Raw genomic sequence first — 15,478 nt, forward strand, 5'->3', positions numbered from 1 at the left:
CAATATTATTAGCCGCCGATCCATGATCCACGAAAGTCTTTCCCCTCCCCCATCAAAGTCAGCCATCCAATCACCACCCTCACGCACTTCCGATCCTTCGCATTTCTAGCAAAGCACGAACCACTAGCACTAAAAAAAAGAAACGCGTCCCTGATCGGTAACGCGTTTCCCATCTTCTCGTTTGTACCAGCCATCTATTTGATGGTTAGTACAATCGGCATCTTTTATTATCGACTAGAGCATGTTGCCTCATTACGTACCACATGTCCTGCGAAACAATCGGATGCAGGCTTATGTGAAAAGCGTTTTTAACGTAACGACCCATTGCTCAACGAGGCAAGTCATTTCGCAAAACGTTCTAATACGTGTTATTCACCCGCCGAAATCCCCCTTGTTGCTCCCCCTTGGCCGGTGCACCCAAACCCTTTCCTCTTGTAATCCGTGGCCCAGTAATCTCAACATACTGACCATCAAAATCAATCAACCCGCCTGTTTGAACATTATTCGCAAGCTCAACAAGCCGCTGCAATTTCACATCACTCGCCACCTCAATCCCCTGATCATCCCGTGGCGACCTTCCCCAAACAACTTCACCACCATTCACCGTCTCCAGCACAACCTTTACCCGCCCATACATATCCGCACCACTCACATCCACGCTCGCGATTTGCTTCGCCACACCCACCTCAAAACGTAAACGATCCGCCACCGCAATCCCAGCCATCACCTTCGCATCTTCCCAGCGATCGCCTGCTCTCACATTCGACCAACTCACACCTGAAATCACTGGCAACCATTCCCGATATAAATCCACCTGCTCCGACTGCATGATCATTGGCAGCAAATAACCTTCTTTGTCCACCGCCTGATAACCATCCGCCCGCGCGACCAACGCCACCGGCTCACGGTAATCAGCCTCAACCACAATCGTCCCGCCCTTCACTCTTCGAATCTGTTTCAAATCCCTCACCCACGCAATATCCGAGATCAGTCCCGCTGCTTCCTGCAATCGACCCCCATCAAACGGCCCCGGCACCGGCAATCCTTCTGGACAAATCGCCGTTGCAACCAACTCCTTCACTTCTTCCGCCACCCAGTTCGGCTTACCACGCTCATCCAGCATCCATCCCGGCACACCCGCCAGATAAACATCACCCGCCAAAATCTCGTGACTCCAATTCCGCTCCGCATAATCCATCACCCCCTTCTCCATATACCGCCATCCCACCACGAGCGCCACCACCAGCGCGATCCAACCACACACCTGCACACCTACCACCGTCTGCGCAGGATCCCACTTCGGCGAGGCACTCTTCGCACCACGCTTCGCTGTTGCTTTCTTCTTCTTACCCCCGTTAAAACTCTCACGTGTTAAAAACCAGCCCATGCCTACTCCATGTAAACCGTGTTGTTTTCAATTCAGTACCCGTCCCCAGTCCAAAACGGCAAGCTTACAGCTCGCACTTTTTTGACCCGCCCTCTCACATCCTTTCATCGGCAATACCTTCCCATAACCAACACCCATGACCCCACTCCCAATACTGCCGCCCCCACAATTATCAGCTCCCCTCTTTTATCAGACCTTCCTCGTCTCGCCCACCCCCTCGCCCCACTTCCCCAACCTTTCACCACCCACTTCACAATCCCCATCTTCATCATCACTTAAGCAAAACTTGATCTCATCATCACGCTCCAATAAAAAACGCTACCCGATTGAGCAGCGTTGATTATGGCCCTTTATTTTTCCCCTCTCTATCACCCCACACTCATAGCTTTCTCTTTCTCAACTTCTTCACCACGATTTCTAGGGGTGAATGCTTTCGCAATCCGCGCCTCCTCAACTCCCGGCGTCACCCACGATACCACCGGTACCACAAACAACGGCACGATCATCGCCACGCTCGCACCCACCGGCAAACCCAATCCCCCATATTCATACCCAAACCAGCCGCAAATCATCGGCAAGTTAAACACCACACCCGCACACAACAGCCCACTCACCATCCCCGCATACGCGCCCCACTTCGTCGTTCCCTTCCAGAAAAACGCATATAACATCACACCCATAAACGCCCCCGCCGTCGTTCCCCAACTATACGAAATCAACTGCACAATATACGTAAAATCATTCAACGCAATCACGCAGCTAATCGCCACGAACACCGCGCTCATCACCCGCATCAATCCCAACCCGCCCTTCTTCTCGCACTTCTTCATCGCCCCCACAATATCCACCGACACCGCGCTCGCACTCGTCATCACCAGCGCCGCCAGCGTCGACATGCTGGCACTGAACATCAACAACAAAATCACCGCCAACAACCACTCCGGCAACTCGTTCTGCAAAAGCTGAGGCACCATCGCGTCCCATTTCGGGATCGTCTTCTCAACACCATCCACCACCTTCGTCACCGCCAGCGGCTTCTCAAAAAACATATGCAGCATACTCCCCATAAAATACGCCACACCACCAATCACACCCGCAAACAAACACGTCGCAATCCCGCCCTTCACAAACATCCCCTCATCCTTCACCGCAAAAAACTTCTGCGACATCTGCGGCAATCCCCACGTCCCAAAGCTCGTCATAAACACCAACCCGCCCAACAACAACCATCCCGGCCGCCTACCCACCGGCATATGCGCCTCATACGCATTCTGTATCGCATCAAACACACCGCCCAAACCAACCTTCATACTCACATTTTCACCACCAATCATGTACATCTGACCTGCCGGCATCCCCGCCACTTTCATCACCAACACCCCAATCATCAGCGTCGAACCCACAAGCATCACCATCCCCAAAATAAAATCGATCAACGACACCGCAAAGTACCCGCCCAACACCAAATAAAACGCTGTCACAACCGCCATCCCGATTACCGCATATTCATACTCAAGCCCGAACACCAACCGGAACATTTCGCCCAATCCTTTATAAACACTCGCGCTGTACGGGATCAAAAAGATAAACACCACAATCGCCGCCAGGATCCGTAACCCCTGACTCCCAAACCGCTCCGCCAAAAAGCCGGGCACCGTTACCACACCAAGGTTATGACTCATCCGCCTCGCTCGCGCACCCAATACAAGCCACGCCCCCAACGAACCGATCACCGCATTACCCACCGCAATCCAAAGCCCGCTCAGCCCAAACCCCCAACCAATCTTCCCCGCAAACCCAATAAACAGCACTGCCGAAAAGTACGCCGTCCCAAACGAGAGCGCACTCATCCAAGGCCCGATCCCTCTCCCCCCCAACACATAATCATCAACGCTCCGCGTCTTCTTCATCCCCCAGATCCCGATCCCAAACATCAAACACAGAAACACGCAAAATAGAGCAATCGCAAACACGTTCACGTTTCAGCTTCCCTTCATTCCCCCCATCCTCTCAGACAGTCATTCGTACCTAAAATGCCCACCACTCACATCTAAAATCCCACTCAATCAAGTGTAACGCAGTATAACAGCTATCAATAAACCAATATATCTTTATATAGCCCCCCCCGTCCCCACCCCCCCCACCTCACACCAATCACTTCATCCCTCCAACCTTCAAGCCCCGCACCGCCGGTGCGGGGGTGTCATTCCGTCCATCGTCATATTTCAACACAGCATTCTTCCCCAAAAAAAGCGCTTTCCCCTTCTTCATCAATGAAACCAGCACGACCCGCTCGCACTCGTACAACTAAAAATTTAAACTACCCTTCGAGATCGTCATTCTCACTTTCCATCAATAAGGGCAAAGCATGCAATTCATCCAAATCGAAGGCAAAACCTCTCTCGAAAAAACAATTCAATCGCATCAATCCGATACGAAATTATTCATTTGCGGCTTACCTGAGGAACAAGACAATTTCCAAGATCTAGCATGCATAAATCCAGAATCCCCATCCAATATTCTGAAAAGTGCAGATGAAATCGACGTTCAAGAATGGTTCGCTAGTCGTAGACGCGAACTAGAAGACGAGCATGGCGAACTGGATTTTTACGAAGGTACTTGGCCAGGCGAATCTGAAAACTCTCACGGTATCCAGCTCAATGAATTTGGTACCATTAAAACAGACGTAACCTGCATTACATTACCGATTACTTCCATTTGGAAAGTTTTCGCCCATTTGAAATATGGCAACTGGAACGATTGCCCATCACCTGAAACGCACTGTGCCATCTGGAAATACTGGGAAGAAAAATACGGCGCTAAAGTAGTCGCAGTCAGCAATGATATTGTCGAAGCTTATGTCACAAAACCGCCAACAACCCAGGAAGAAGCCATGAAACTTGCGTGGGAGCAGTTCATCTATTGCCAGGATATTGTCTTGCAGGGGGTTGAACGGGTTGCCAATCTCGCTTCGGCAATGAAAAACAATCAGTACTGGTACTTCTGGTGGGATTAACCGCTCTCTAAAACTTCCTCCTCCACTGCTCACCTATTAAACTACCCCTCATGGCCATCATCCACACCACCCAAACCCGTGTCCGCTACGGCGAAACCGACCAGATGAACACCTTCTACAATGCTGTCGCTCTTGACTGGTTCGAAGTCGGCCGCAACGAAGCCCTCCGATCCACCGGCCGCCCCTACACCCAATGGGAAACCGATGGCATCTTCCTCCCCGTCATCGAAGCACGCATCTTCTATAAAGGCCGCGCCAACTACGACGACCTCCTCGACATTACCGCCACCCTCACTCTCGAAGGTCGCGCCCGTCTCCGCGCCGCCGTCACCATTACACGACCCGACCACGACGGCGCATCCGTCGCCGAAGGCTACACCATTCACGCACTCGCCAACCCCGCCGGCCGCCCCGTCCGACCTCCTCAATGGGTCACCGACCTTTTTACAAATTGATCATCGATCTAAGTAAAATCCGATTAATACAACTTTTCATTACAGAATTACCCAAGCACACCCATCAATCCTGTTGTTTTCTCTTGTTCATGAACGATAATTTCACCATGTTCACATCCGCCTGTGAACATTGTTCGTCGCCAGATGCCTGTGTTCCCGTCACATCTCTCGACATATAAAACCAAAAGCATCAAACGGGCCTTACCGTCCCCAAACCCGATTGCTGTAGCACATAAAGCATCTAGCACAATGACATGCAGCAATGAATAGCCGCCGCGACACTTCGCGGCGCGCCAATATAAGTTTTCAGCAAATCCATTAACACGCAAACGCTCAACTCGACCTATTTTCTGAGATGTTGCAAACAGTCACCCAAGACGTATTAAGCAGTTGCGTCATTCAACACCCAAAGGGAGGAATAGATGTCATTCACGAAACCATCCGTTATTTGCACGATTCTGCTCGCAATTTTCACCATCATCACAACCACCCACGCCGCACCCATCAACTTCGGCAACGACACCGTTAATTCTGCCGATACCCACATCTTCGGCGGCGATGCACTCCTCGGCCTTCAAATCAACGTAACACACAACACCGTCGCAACACACATCGGTTCAATCTACCAAGGTACCGGCAACCAGGTTCAATTCGGCATCTACTCCGACTTCAACAACGCCCCCGATCAACTTATCGCATCAACTAATCCGCATAACATCATCTACAACTCACACAACCACATCCCACTGATATCCAACACACCCATTAACGCCGGAACCTACTGGCTCCTCTCCCTCTACGACGTGCAAGCCACTGGCACGATGCGCGCTGAATCAACCACGAACCCATACATCCTCACATCCTTCACTGGTTCCATGCCCCCAGTATTCCCCGCAAGCCACCTCACCTATGTCGGCAGATCATTCAATTACTACCTCATTACCGACATCAATGCTCCCATCCCCGAACCCGCATCCCTCGCCCTACTCTCATTCACTATCGCCCCGATTTTTCTTCGCCGCAAAAAAATAGGCGTATAATTTTGCCTAAACTGCCTAATTCCCCTTGTTTTATAGACTATTACAAAAGAATAAAATTCTTTTTTTAAAACGTGCTCATTTATTTGTAAAGCGATTTTCTCGGATTAAACTGAATTGAGTACGTAAAACATGCACCACGTTTTCGCGTTGTAAGTTGTCGTTTACAAGGGTGGGAGCATTTCCTTTATACGCATATTGTGTATCAGGTAATCAAACCAAGGTTTCGCCGTTTTGTTTGTAACTAATCAACGGTTAGAGCCGATTGAGGGAGATCGCAAATCATGAAGACCCAATGGCTAAACGCTTTTTTAAGCGTCCTGACTATTTTTACCTTATCACTCACCGCTACCGCCGCGCCTGTTAACTTTGGCAACGATCAACCCCTAAGCGGTACAACCACATATGTTGCAGATTACCTGCTCGGCATCCCCGTCACCATCACCCAAGACACATTCATCACACACTTCGGCTCAACTTATAACCAAGCCGGCTCACAGGTTCAATTCGCACTTTACGCCGACAACAGCAATGCGCCTGGTGACCTCATCGCAACATCTGTTTCGCACACCACATCCCTCGGCATCAATGAAATAGCCGTCGATACACCCACGCAAACCTTTACCCTCGGCACAAGTACATACGAAATGGATCTCCCCATCTCACTTTCCGCAGGCAATTACTGGATCATGGCCATCTACGACCAAGATACACTCGCAACCATCGGCGTCGGTCAAGGCTCAAGCAACATACACTACATCAGCCAATCATTCGACAGCCCACTTCCCGCAACCTTCCCCCCATCTCACAACAGTTATGACACTGGCGGCCTCATCAACTACTTCGTCGTCACCGACGACGACATCTGTGTAAAACCTCGCCTCGTCGTCCCAGAACCCGCCTCACTCTCACTCATCGCACTCTCATCCCTTCTCCTACTCCGCCGCGAACGCAATCGCGCATAATCTCAACGCAGTCCATGCTCACAACAAGAACAACAAACATCATCAGCCCGACCACCGCGTCGGGCTTTTTTTATAGCATCTCATCGACATATATCTAAAACATGTCGATAAAAACGAATAATATCGACACATAATGCAAGCATGTCGATCATATAATGCGCCAATACCATCCTTTCACTCTTTCAGCCTGTCTCGATTTCATTAAATGCGAACCACCCCATCTGTCCCATCTATCACATCCCATATCCTCGGTTTCCCCACCCTCTCCCCACTCAATTGAGACTCTTTCTCATTTCAAAATAGTTAAAGATCCTTTTATAATGTTCCTGTAGCTCTAATGGTCTTCCCTCTCGTCCGCACCTTGCCTGTGCCCCGACCCATTGAGCTTCTAAACGTCCGACGCCTGTGGTTCGACTCCCTATTCGAGCGCTGCAGTCTACGGAGGTGGCCAACAAGCACGCCTGCCACGCTTGTTGTCTCACCGCTTTGCTTCGCCTGTGACCCGATCAGTGTTCGCGATCGATGTCTTTGTTGTGTCTCGCTTGTGTTGTCTGTGTTGTGCGTGTTCTGTGTTTTCATCAACTACGCCTTCTTCCGAGACGCCATCATGACCGCCGCCTTAGATCAAATCGCCCTCTTTCATCCGACTTCATCTCCGGATTACTTGCCCGTTGATCAGTTGCGCCAGCTCCAACTTCAACGCCTCCAGCAAATCGTCCAGCATTCCTACGACAACGTCCCACTCTTCCGTAAACGCATGGACGAACGTTCGCTCACGCCTACAGACATCCACACACTCGAAGACATGAAGCTTCTCCCTTTCACCGTCAAAACAGACCTCCGCGACGAGTACCCACTCGGCCTGCTCGCCGTCCCCATGAAAGACGTTGTTCGGCTCCACGCCTCCTCCGGCACAACCGGCAAACCTATCGTCGTTGCCTACAACCAAGACGACCTCACCACCTGGGCCGAAGTCATGACACGCACCTTCGCAGCCTGCGGCATGCACGCCGGCGACGTCGTACAAAACGCCTACGGCTACGGCCTCTTCACCGGCGGTCTCGGCGTCCACTACGGCATCGAATCACTCGGCGCAACCGTCGTCCCCATCTCCGGCGGTAACACCACGCGCCAAGTCATGCTCATGAAAGATTTCGGCACAACCGTCATCTGCTGCACCCCCTCATACTTCCTCCGCATCATCGACAAAGCCAACGAAATGGGACTCGACCTCAAAGACTTCCCCATCCGTGCAGGCATCTTCGGCGCCGAACCATGGACCGACTCCATGCGTAAACGCATCGAACAACTCACCGACATCAAAGCCTACGACATCTACGGCCTCTCCGAAATCATCGGCCCCGGTGTCGGCTGCCAATGCTCCGCTCAAGAAGGGCTTCACATCTTCGAAGACCACTTCTACCCCGAAATCATCGATCCCGAAACCTGCCAACCGCTCCCCGATGGTACCGAAGGCGAACTCGTCCTCACCACCCTCTCCAAGCAAGCGATGCCCATGCTTCGCTACCGCACACGCGACATCACCACCATCTACAACGAACAATGCTCCTGCGGCCGCACCATCCGGCGCATCGAACGTATCGGCCGACGCTCCGATGACATGTTCATCATCCGCGGCGTCAACGTCTTCCCCTCACAAATCGAAACCGCACTTCTCAACGTTGAAGGCACACTCCCTCACTACCAAATCATCCTCACCAAACACAACGACCTAGACCAGATCGAAGTCCAGGTCGAAGTCACCGCCGAGCACTTCTCCGACACCATCGGCTCACTCGAACGCCTCCGCAAAAAACTCTCCGCCGCCATCGCCGAAATCATCGGCATCCGCGTCAACCTCCGACTCGTCGAACCCCACACCCTCCAACGTTCAGAAGGTAAAGCTAAGCGCGTCATAGATAATCGCAACGAAGCCAACACATAAGCCGAACATCAAGCCCACACGTTACACGTATGGGATCACTCGCCTGTTAAAACAAAAAACCAACCTAACTAACAGTTAGAAACTTAAAGAGACCAGACATGAAAATCCAGCAACTCTCAGTCTTTCTCGAAAACAAGCCCGGACAAATGGCCGCCGTCTTCGACATCCTCGGCAAGAGCAGCGTCAACATCATCACCATGTCTACCGCTGACACCGAACAGTTCGGCATCCTCCGCATCATCACACCCGAATGGGAAAAAGCAAAAACCGTCCTCGAAAAAGGCCAGTTCGTCGTCAATCTCACACCCGTCATCGCCATCCAAGTCCCCCACAAGCCCGGCGGCCTCTCCTCCATCCTCGCACTCTTCCAAAACCAAGGCATCAACATCGAATACATGTACGCCTTCCCTTGCGCCCACACCACCGAAGCCGTCCTCATCGCCCGCTTCGAAGACCCCTGCAACGTGGCCGACGTCATCAACGCAACCAGCGATTTTAAAATCCTCTCAGAAGCCGATGTCTTCAAAGAAAAGAAATCCTGTGAAATCCAGTCCTAATTACAAGTTAGATTGATACTCAAGCCCACCACCGCCGGTGGTGGGGTGTTTGGAAGAGCCGCCTGCATTTGTTCAATCTCGTCACGGATGAAACCCTGAAAAATGACACAATTAGCAACCGAACAAACGATCTGGGATAAAAACGAATCCCTGCCTCGCGAAGAACTCCAAGCCCTTCAAGCAAAACGCTTGAAGCAAGCCGTTGCCCGTGTCTATCAAAACGTTCCCTTCTATACCGCAAATCTGAACGCCCTTGGCCTCACCGCCGATGACATCAACGCCATCGACGATGTTCGCAAACTTCCCTTCACCGTCAAGACTGACCTCCGCGATAACTATCCCCTCGACCTCCTTGCCGTTCCACGTGACCAACTCGCCCGTCTTCACGCATCATCAGGCACCACCGGCAAACCAACCTTCGCAGTCTTCACACAAGAAGACCTCGACACTTGGTCAGACCTCTGCGCCCGCTTCCTCTACGCAGGCGGGTTACGCAAAAACCAATTCGCTCACGTCGCTTTCGGCTACGGCCTCTTCACCGGCGGATTCGGCCTTCACTACGGCATCGAACGCGTCGGCGCCGGTGTCATCCCCGCCGCCTCCGGCAACACCCGCCGGCAAATCGCACTCCTCCGCGACCTCAACACCGAAACCCTCATCTGCACACCATCCTATGCATTGAATATAGCCGAGGTTGCTCGAGAAGAAGGACTCGATCCCGCAACCGACCTGCCAATCAAATTCGGCCACTTCGGCGGCGAACCTTGGACAGAAGACATGCGCGTCGCTATCGAAGCTGAACTCGGCATCACCGCATTCAACAACTACGGACTCTCCGAAGTCCTCGGCCCCGGCGTCGCCGGCGAATGCCCTTGTCGCAACGGCATGCACCTTCAGGAAGATCACTTCCTCTTCGAACTCGTCGATCCGCAAACAGATGAGCCTGTAAAACCCGGCGAAATCGGCGAACTCATCATCACAAATCTCACCAAACAAGCCACCACCCTCCTCCGCTACCGCACCCGCGATCTCTGCGTCATCCACGAAGAGCCTTGCGATTGTGGCCGAACCACTCGCCGCATGGGCCGCGTCATCGGCCGCTCCGACGACATGATGATCATCCGTGGCGTCAACGTCTTCCCTTCCCAAATCGAAGAAGCCCTCCTCTCCGTCGAAGGCACAACCCCGCACTACATGATCGAACTCGACCGTCCCGGCAACCTCGACCAAGTCACCGTCTCAGTTGAAATCCAACCTCACATGTTCTCCGACAAGATGACCGAGATGAACATGCTCAAACGCGCCATCGACAAAGAAATCCGCACCATCACCGGCATCGGTGTCACACTTAATCTCGTACAACCACAAACCCTCGCCCGCTTCGAAGGTAAAGCTAAGCGCGTCATAGACAACCGCTTTGCTCCCGGAAGCATGGAAAAATAAAACAAACACCCCCACAACTCCTCAAGCCCGCCACCGCCGGTGGCGGGGTGTCTGAGCAAATAACTCCAAGTTTGCCCAACTCAAAACAAGCCCCACGCTCCGTGTATGGGGCAACACCCCTCAACCCACACAACCTAATCAACGATTAGCCGTATTTTCCTCACGCATAAACTCACCGCCTGTTCGACATGCCGTGCATGTCAACGCAAGTAATTAGACCCAACCCCGTTCAACGATGTATTGACGGAAGACAACCATGAGCGAATTAAAACAAGACCTCCTCTCCGGCAACGACGCCTATGCACGCGGTGCATGGGAAGCCGGTGTTACCGTGGCCGCCGGATACCCCGGCACGCCTTCGACTGAAATCCTCGAAGCGCTCGCTGCATACAAACAACAAGACCTTCACTGCGAATGGTCACCCAACGAGAAAGTCGCCCTCGAAGTCGGCGCCGGCGCCGCACTCACCGGTGCCCGCGTTCTCGTGACCATGAAGCACGTCGGCCTCAACGTCGCCGCTGACCCCTTCATGACACTCGCATACACCGGATGTGTCGGCGGGATCGTGATCCTCGTCGCCGACGACCCCGGCATGCACTCGTCTCAAAACGAGCAGGACACCCGTCACTTCGCCCGGTTCGGCAAGGTTCCAATCCTCGAACCCTCCGATGCCACCGAAGCCAAAGATATGATGAAACGTGGTTTTGAAATCTCAGAACAATTCAAAACACCCGTCATCGTCCGTTCAACCACCCGCGTCTCCCACTCCCGCGGCCTAGTCGATCTCGAAGACCGCCAACTCCCCGAGACCAAAATCGGCTTCCAGAAAAACCCACGCCAATTCGTACCCGTCCCCGCATTTGCTCGTCAGATGCGCGTCGATCTCGAAAAACGCCTCCACGATATCAAAGACTTCGCCGAGACCGACTCTATTAATCGAATAGAGTACAACGACAAATCTCTCGGCATCATCACCTCATCAACCTCATACCTCTACGTCAAAGAAGTTTGGCCTGAGGCTTCCGTCCTCAAACTCGGCATGGCCTATCCATTCGCCGACAAACTCTTCAAAGAGTTCTCAGAGAACGTCGACAATGTCCTCGTCATTGAAGAACTCGACGACTTCTACGAGGAGCACATTAAAGCACTTGGCATCAAGTGCGATGGTAAAAACTTCGTACCAAACATCGGCGAATTTACCCAATCAAAACTCGCCGTCATTCGCGCCAAGTACGAAGGTAAAGAAGCGCCGAATCTTTCACCCGTGGAAGAAGCAGCCGACCTGCCCATGCGACCGCCGACACTTTGTCCCGGTTGCCCGCACCGCGGCATGTTCACAGCACTACGTTACTTCGATTGCATCGTCACCGGCGACATCGGCTGTTACGCTCTCGGCGTCGCGCCACCCCTATCCCGTATCGACACCATCCTCTGCATGGGCGGCGGATTCACCATGGCTCACGGCATGGATCGCTCACCCGAACCGAAGAAAGTGGTCGGCATCCTCGGCGACTCCACCTTCTTCCACTCTGGCATCACCGGCCTTTGCAACATCGCCTACAACAAGGGCACCTCAATCATCATCGTCCTCGACAACCGCACCACGGCCATGACTGGTCATCAAGACCACCCCGGTACGGGTAAAACGCTCATGGGCGATCCAACACAAACACTGTCTATCGAGAAGATAGGCGAAGCTTGTGGCATTAAACGCATCTTCTCGGTCGACCCGCGTGATATCGACAGCAACGTTCAATTGCTTAAACAAGAGTTTGAAGTGGATGAGCCGACGTTGATCGTAGCGAAATACCCTTGTGTTCTGAATGATAAATCGGTCTGGGAAACGCCGCGTGAGATCGATCAAGATCTCTGTGTTTCCTGTGGTAACTGTGTGCAGCTCGGTTGCCCGGCGATTGAGTACAACGGTGAAATTCCGAAAATTGAACCATTGATGTGTACGGGTTGCTCGCTGTGTGAAAATGTTTGCGAGCTTGACCTGATTAATGCTCAAGGTACGGAGAAGTAAACGCTGCGGATCGGTTGAATAATCGAGCAAACGCTTGCAGTTAAGATACTTTGTGCAAGCCAAAAGATAGCGTTAATCAGTAGTAAAAACCTCGAAATGATAACGAGTGATGATAAAATGAATCAAGTAAATGCTAGCGAAGATAAAGTCACAAGCGTCGTTTTGCTCGGCGTGGGCGGTCAGGGCATCTTGCTCGCCAGTGAGATTATGGCCCGTGCGGCAATGCACGCCGGGTTTGATGTGAAGACCAATGAAGTGCACGGTATGGCCCAGCGCGGCGGCTCCGTGATTGCGCAAGTACGTTATGGACAAAAGGTTTACAGCCCTTTGATTGCAGAGCGTACGGCGGATGTTTTGGCTTCTTTTGAGAAGGTCGAAGCGGTGCGTGGTGCGCACTATGTGAAGTCGGGCGGTCTAGCGGTGATTGCGAATACGCAGATTATCCCAACGACAGTCTCTTCGGGCCTTTGTGATTATCCGGCTGATATTGATGATCGGCTGAAGAATGCGTTCAGTAATCTGAGCCTGATTGATGCACAGCAAAAAGCGGTTGAATTGGGGAACGTGAAAGCTGCTAACGTCGTGCTGATGGGTGGTTTAAGTGTTGGTTTGGACTTACCGTTAGATGTATGGCATGAGGGTGTGAAGACGTCGGTGAAACCCAAATTTTTGGAGTTGAACCTCAAGGCGTTTGATGAGGGTAGGGCGATGACGATTGCATCACAGAGCGCGAATGCGTGATGTAAGCTAACTATTTGATGATGTTATGAGGCTCGCAGTCTTTGGCTGCGAGCCTTTGTTATGCGCACGTTTCGCTCAGTGTTTGGTAGTGAGTGTGCTCGCGTTTGATTCAAAAAAGGGGGTGTTCAATTGCGTTAACTGCGCGCACAAACATAGAGAAAACAGGGGGGAAACGCGCGTTTGTGCGCACGAAATCTCCAAATCAGTGACTTACCCGTAGTTAAAATTGGTCTGTTTTGGTGAGAAATGGCTAAAGAATAGCAAAATTTGGGTGATAACCGCGCGCTAACTGAATTTACCACACGAGTGCGAATAGGGGCAAAGGCGCGTTTGTGCGCTTTCTAAAAGATTTTTAGTCTCAAGATGAGGGGCTATTCGTGATTTTTACGCGTGCGTCGTGTGCTCATGTTTATGCTGCAGCTTGATGATTGGGTGGCGGCTTTTGGATAGGTGCGTGCGGTATTTGCTGTGTGCCGTGACGTGTTGAGGAATGGATCGAGTTGATATCCACACGGAGCTAAATGAGCTATCTGCGTTGTGAGATTTTGGGGAGTCAGTGCGTGGAGAGAGACAAAGATTTTTTAGGTGGGGGGGATTGGGGTTGTGTTCGATATGATTGCGATAACGAGGCGTATTTAGATGCTGTAAAAAGGTATGACTTGATGCGAGGCTAGAAATATGCTTGCGATAAATTGGGTTGTATAACCTTTGATTAGATTAATTCGTCTAACGTGAAACGCCTAAAATAATCTAACATTTGAATAGAGTGCTAAATGCTTGTCTTTATAACGTGGCAGCAAACATCTAATTGTAGATCCCTGTCATCTTTTGTGATCCTAGCTGGCAAACACTGTTTTCTGATGGCAACTGCGTTTGATGATGAGACCTATGGCCAACGTTGGCAAGTTGAAACCGTGACGAGCATGTTGAAACGAAATCTTGGCACCGCGCTAACTGCTCATAGTGATGCACGTCGCAATCAGGAAATGATGCTGATGGTACTCACACACAACCTCGCCATCATCTACATCCGCGGAGGGTTTCTACAGAGCATACCTGGCACCTTTTATTCCCAATGGCGGGTAGGTGTGAACCTTCCAGCTCGCATTGCTCTCAGATTATGTAAGTTTGTTTGAAAAACTAACAATTGATTAGCCAAATTAATATTCCCGAAATCCTCTATTTCTTCGATTAGTCAACCTGAGTTATTGCATACACAAGAGGATCTCCATACTCCGTACCAAACAAGTACAGAGCATTACCCAAAAATAGGGAATAAAAATCGAATGGTGATGGCGATTGTTCACCCATAATATTCAGTTCAACTTGCGGTGGAGCGGCCTCATGCACATGAAACTCTATTCCAGAACACAGTTGCATAAGAAAATGCATTGGTATATCTCCATCATAAGAAGCTGGTGACTCATTTTCCGACATCCATTGTGGCGTACCCCCCAACATTCCAAAGTTGCCAAGCTCATTGGATTCAATCAATTCAATCGCACGAAATTTCACTTTCTCCTGATAAGATTCCATCAGGAAGCCATTATTGGTTTCAAAGACTAAAAACTCGAAGTTCCTTTGGTAATTCGATAAAAACTCTCCAGGGATATCGGCTTGGTGCAAAATCGTTTTAAGCATCTGTGGAACAATAAAGCTTTCATCCATACAAGATGTACAACAAAACAGTGCAATTGTTTTATCAGCCCAAAACATTCCCGTGGGTAAGGCAATCTGATAGTAAAAGCATTGCTCATTGCCGCATAATTTACATTTTGGAACAGTATACCCTCTTGGAATACAGGGTTTTCCTCCCAAGAAAGAAATCTGTTTATTCTGAATGATGTCATTCGTAATATTTAGTGACCAACTCATATCAGTTTGAAAATATCCTTGTGTATGTAGT

The 15,478-nt window shown here is 51.0% G+C and carries 14 protein-coding genes; 10 read left to right on the forward strand and 4 right to left on the reverse strand.

Annotated features, from left to right (window positions below):
• Positions 1 to 8 precede the first annotated feature (8 nt).
• From KS4_RS00505 to KS4_RS00515, 3 genes are all read right to left on the reverse strand, one after another.
• A complete protein-coding gene (locus tag KS4_RS00505) occupies positions 9 to 194 on the reverse strand; it encodes a hypothetical protein (RefSeq protein WP_145073047.1) in 186 nt (61 codons plus the stop codon).
• A 164-nt stretch (positions 195 to 358) separates the two neighbouring features.
• Positions 359 to 1,387 carry a cell division protein FtsQ/DivIB gene (locus KS4_RS00510; RefSeq protein ID WP_145073050.1) on the reverse strand — a complete coding sequence of 343 codons (1,029 nt, stop codon included), beginning with the start codon at positions 1,385 to 1,387 and terminating at the stop codon, positions 359 to 361.
• Positions 1,388 to 1,755: 368 nt separating this feature from the next.
• Positions 1,756 to 3,297 carry a sodium:solute symporter family protein gene (locus tag KS4_RS00515; protein ID WP_200761424.1) on the reverse strand — a complete coding sequence of 514 codons (1,542 nt, stop codon included), beginning with the start codon at positions 3,295 to 3,297 and terminating at the stop codon, positions 1,756 to 1,758.
• 458 nt (positions 3,298 to 3,755) lie between these two features.
• Between KS4_RS00515 and KS4_RS00520 the strand changes: the two genes are divergently transcribed.
• From KS4_RS00520 to KS4_RS18080, 10 genes are all read left to right on the forward strand, one after another.
• Positions 3,756 to 4,403 carry a DUF4253 domain-containing protein gene (locus tag KS4_RS00520; protein ID WP_145073056.1) on the forward strand — a complete coding sequence of 216 codons (648 nt, stop codon included), beginning with the start codon at positions 3,756 to 3,758 and terminating at the stop codon, positions 4,401 to 4,403.
• A gap of 50 nt (positions 4,404 to 4,453) precedes the next feature.
• Positions 4,454 to 4,858 carry an acyl-CoA thioesterase gene (locus KS4_RS00525; protein ID WP_145073058.1) on the forward strand — a complete coding sequence of 135 codons (405 nt, stop codon included), beginning with the start codon at positions 4,454 to 4,456 and terminating at the stop codon, positions 4,856 to 4,858.
• A 422-nt stretch (positions 4,859 to 5,280) separates the two neighbouring features.
• The gene (locus KS4_RS00530) at positions 5,281 to 5,898 is read left to right on the forward strand and encodes a PEP-CTERM sorting domain-containing protein (RefSeq protein WP_145073061.1); all 618 of its coding nucleotides are present in this window, start codon (positions 5,281 to 5,283) and stop codon (positions 5,896 to 5,898) included.
• Between the two features lie 281 nt (positions 5,899 to 6,179).
• Positions 6,180 to 6,860: a hypothetical protein gene (locus KS4_RS00535; RefSeq protein ID WP_145073064.1), complete on the forward strand. Its 681-nt coding sequence runs from the start codon at positions 6,180 to 6,182 to the stop codon at positions 6,858 to 6,860.
• A gap of 607 nt (positions 6,861 to 7,467) precedes the next feature.
• Positions 7,468 to 8,805: a phenylacetate--CoA ligase family protein gene (locus KS4_RS00540; protein ID WP_145073067.1), complete on the forward strand. Its 1,338-nt coding sequence runs from the start codon at positions 7,468 to 7,470 to the stop codon at positions 8,803 to 8,805.
• A 98-nt stretch (positions 8,806 to 8,903) separates the two neighbouring features.
• Positions 8,904 to 9,362 carry an amino acid-binding protein gene (locus KS4_RS00545; protein WP_145073070.1) on the forward strand — a complete coding sequence of 153 codons (459 nt, stop codon included), beginning with the start codon at positions 8,904 to 8,906 and terminating at the stop codon, positions 9,360 to 9,362.
• A gap of 102 nt (positions 9,363 to 9,464) precedes the next feature.
• Positions 9,465 to 10,805: a phenylacetate--CoA ligase family protein gene (locus KS4_RS00550; protein WP_145073073.1), complete on the forward strand. Its 1,341-nt coding sequence runs from the start codon at positions 9,465 to 9,467 to the stop codon at positions 10,803 to 10,805.
• A gap of 256 nt (positions 10,806 to 11,061) precedes the next feature.
• The gene (iorA, locus tag KS4_RS00555) at positions 11,062 to 12,831 is read left to right on the forward strand and encodes an indolepyruvate ferredoxin oxidoreductase subunit alpha (protein ID WP_145073076.1); all 1,770 of its coding nucleotides are present in this window, start codon (positions 11,062 to 11,064) and stop codon (positions 12,829 to 12,831) included.
• Positions 12,832 to 12,948: 117 nt separating this feature from the next.
• Entirely contained in the window at positions 12,949 to 13,572 is a 624-nt protein-coding gene (locus KS4_RS00560) for an indolepyruvate oxidoreductase subunit beta (protein WP_145073079.1), read from the forward strand.
• Between the two features lie 860 nt (positions 13,573 to 14,432).
• Entirely contained in the window at positions 14,433 to 14,708 is a 276-nt protein-coding gene (locus KS4_RS18080; RefSeq protein WP_390620468.1) for a transposase, read from the forward strand.
• Positions 14,709 to 14,763: 55 nt separating this feature from the next.
• Here the strand turns inward: KS4_RS18080 and KS4_RS00565 are convergent, their stop codons facing one another.
• The gene (locus tag KS4_RS00565) at positions 14,764 to 15,447 is read right to left on the reverse strand and encodes a hypothetical protein (RefSeq protein ID WP_145073082.1); all 684 of its coding nucleotides are present in this window, start codon (positions 15,445 to 15,447) and stop codon (positions 14,764 to 14,766) included.
• Between the last annotated feature and the right edge of the window lie 31 nt (positions 15,448 to 15,478).

The sequence above is a fragment of the Poriferisphaera corsica genome (assembly GCF_007747445.1).
GTDB classification, from domain to species: domain Bacteria; phylum Planctomycetota; class Phycisphaerae; order Phycisphaerales; family Phycisphaeraceae; genus Poriferisphaera; species Poriferisphaera corsica.

Coding starts and splice junctions, on each gene's coding strand:
- KS4_RS00515 (WP_200761424.1), bottom strand. CDS start 3,297: ATGAAGAAGACGCGGAGCGTTGATGATTATGTGTTGGGGGGGAGAGGG.
- iorA (WP_145073076.1), top strand. CDS start 11,062: ATGAGCGAATTAAAACAAGACCTCCTCTCCGGCAACGACGCCTATGCA.
- KS4_RS00530 (WP_145073061.1), top strand. CDS start 5,281: ATGTCATTCACGAAACCATCCGTTATTTGCACGATTCTGCTCGCAATT.
- KS4_RS18080 (WP_390620468.1), top strand. CDS start 14,433: ATGGCAACTGCGTTTGATGATGAGACCTATGGCCAACGTTGGCAAGTT.
- KS4_RS00540 (WP_145073067.1), top strand. CDS start 7,468: ATGACCGCCGCCTTAGATCAAATCGCCCTCTTTCATCCGACTTCATCT.
- KS4_RS00525 (WP_145073058.1), top strand. CDS start 4,454: ATGGCCATCATCCACACCACCCAAACCCGTGTCCGCTACGGCGAAACC.
- KS4_RS00550 (WP_145073073.1), top strand. CDS start 9,465: ATGACACAATTAGCAACCGAACAAACGATCTGGGATAAAAACGAATCC.
- KS4_RS00520 (WP_145073056.1), top strand. CDS start 3,756: ATGCAATTCATCCAAATCGAAGGCAAAACCTCTCTCGAAAAAACAATT.
- KS4_RS00535 (WP_145073064.1), top strand. CDS start 6,180: ATGAAGACCCAATGGCTAAACGCTTTTTTAAGCGTCCTGACTATTTTT.
- KS4_RS00565 (WP_145073082.1), bottom strand. CDS start 15,447: ATGAGTTGGTCACTAAATATTACGAATGACATCATTCAGAATAAACAG.
- KS4_RS00510 (WP_145073050.1), bottom strand. CDS start 1,387: ATGGGCTGGTTTTTAACACGTGAGAGTTTTAACGGGGGTAAGAAGAAG.
- KS4_RS00505 (WP_145073047.1), bottom strand. CDS start 194: ATGGCTGGTACAAACGAGAAGATGGGAAACGCGTTACCGATCAGGGAC.
- KS4_RS00560 (WP_145073079.1), top strand. CDS start 12,949: ATGAATCAAGTAAATGCTAGCGAAGATAAAGTCACAAGCGTCGTTTTG.
- KS4_RS00545 (WP_145073070.1), top strand. CDS start 8,904: ATGAAAATCCAGCAACTCTCAGTCTTTCTCGAAAACAAGCCCGGACAA.